Source organism: Nitrospirota bacterium (assembly GCA_040756155.1).
GTDB lineage: Bacteria > Nitrospirota > Thermodesulfovibrionia > JACRGW01 > JBFLZU01 > JBFLZU01.
In genome coordinates, this window is record JBFLZU010000012.1 from 5,768 (window position 1) to 7,619 (window position 1,852).

General features: G+C 42.3%; 2 protein-coding genes. Both read left to right on the plus strand.

Features of this window, described 5'->3' with window-relative positions; all coding sequences use genetic code 11:
- Window position 1 precedes the first annotated feature (1 nt).
- Window positions 2-1,492 carry an anthranilate synthase component I gene (gene trpE, locus AB1488_01115; GenBank protein MEW6408698.1) on the plus strand — a complete coding sequence of 497 codons (1,491 nt, stop codon included), beginning with the start codon at window positions 2-4 and terminating at the stop codon, window positions 1,490-1,492.
- Window positions 1,493-1,565: 73 nt separating this feature from the next.
- The coding region (locus tag AB1488_01120) for a gamma-glutamyl-gamma-aminobutyrate hydrolase family protein (GenBank protein MEW6408699.1) at window positions 1,566-1,852 on the plus strand (287 nt) is incomplete at its 3' end.

Here is a 1,852-nt window from a genome sequence, read left to right on the forward strand (position 1 = left end):
CATGTATCATCCATCATTTGAAGAATTCTGTCAGGAGGCAGCGAGGGGTAACATAATACCTATTTACAGAGAGATACTCGGTGATATGTTTACCCCTGTTTCTGCCTTTGTTAGATTAGGCGACGGTAAATACTCTTATCTCCTTGAGAGCGTTGTAGGTGGAGAGAAATGGGCGAGATACTCCTTTATAGGGATAAATCCCTCTACGGTTATAAAAGGTAAAGATAGGGAAGTAGAGATAGTAAGAGATGGAGTCTCTACTAAAACCTATTTTAATAGAGATCCGCTTGAGGTCTTAAAAAAAGAAATAGATAGATATATCCCAATCGAGGTGGATGGACTTCCACGGTTTTTTGGTGGAGCAGTTGGATACATCGGGTATGATGTTGTAAGATTTTTTGAAGAACTTCCTTACAGGGAAAAAGATGGGCTTGACTTGCCTGATTTCTTCTTTGGAATCACAGATACCATTGTCATTTTTGATTCGCTTACACAGAAGATAAAGGTGGTATCTAACGCTTATATAGAAGGCAAAGGACTCAGAGAAGCGTATAATGAAGCTATAGATAAGATTGATGGGATTATAAGAAAGTTGAGAGGCGAGAATTACGGTTCACGGTTTACAGTTCTCAGTTCTCGACTCTCGACTCTCGACTCTCGACTCTCATCTAACTTCACCAGGGATGCATTTAAAGAGGCAGTTCTGAGGGCAAAGGAATACATAAAGGCAGGTGATATATTTCAGGTTGTCCTTTCACAGAGGTTTGAAAGGGATATATCGGCATCGCCATTTGATGTTTACAGGGCATTAAGGGTTATAAACCCATCACCTTACATGTACTTTCTCAGGATGGGGGAGGCGGTGCTTGTTGGTTCGTCCCCCGAGATACTTGTGAGGCTTGAGGGGAGTACCGTGACCGTAAGACCAATCGCCGGGACAAGAAGACGGGGCAGGACAGAGAAAGAAGACATGGCACTTGAGAATGAACTGAAGGCAGATCCAAAGGAAAATGCAGAACATATAATGCTTGTAGATCTCGGGAGGAATGACGTGGGCAGGGTCTCTGTGATGGGAAGTGTCAAGGTTACAGAACTCATGGGGGTTGAAAGATATTCTCATGTAATGCATCTGGTCTCTAATGTGGAAGGTATACTTGATAATGGGAATGATACATATGATGTGATGAGGGCATGTTTTCCGGCAGGGACAGTCTCTGGTGCACCTAAGATAAGGGCGATGGAGATAATCGAGGAACTTGAGCCTACAAGAAGGGGACCATATGCCGGGGCAGTTGGCTATATCAGTTTTTCCGGGAATATGGACACATGCATTACAATACGGACAATCCTAATAAATGATGGAAAGGCATATATTCAGGCAGGGGCAGGAATCGTGGCAGATTCTGACCCTGAAAGAGAATATATCGAGACGGTAAATAAGGCAAAAGGCATGATGAAGGCAATAGAGATGGCTGAAGAAGGATTAAGTTAAAAGTTTAAAGTTTAAAGTTGAGAAACCTTAAAATGAAAACTGATAAGAAGATAAAAGAGGGAACATAACTTTTATGTTATTGATGATTGATAATTATGATTCCTTTACTTATAACCTTGTCCAGTACCTCGGTGAGATGGGTGAAGACCTGAAGGTTGTAAGAAACGACAAGATAACAATTGAGGAAATAGAGAGTCTTAATCCTGAAAGGATAGTTATATCACCAGGTCCATGCACTCCAAATGAGGCAGGGATATCTGTAGAACTGATTAGACATTTTGCGGGGAGGATACCGATACTCGGTGTCTGTCTCGGGCACCAGAGTATTGGTGCCGCATTTGGTGGCGATATAGTCAGTGC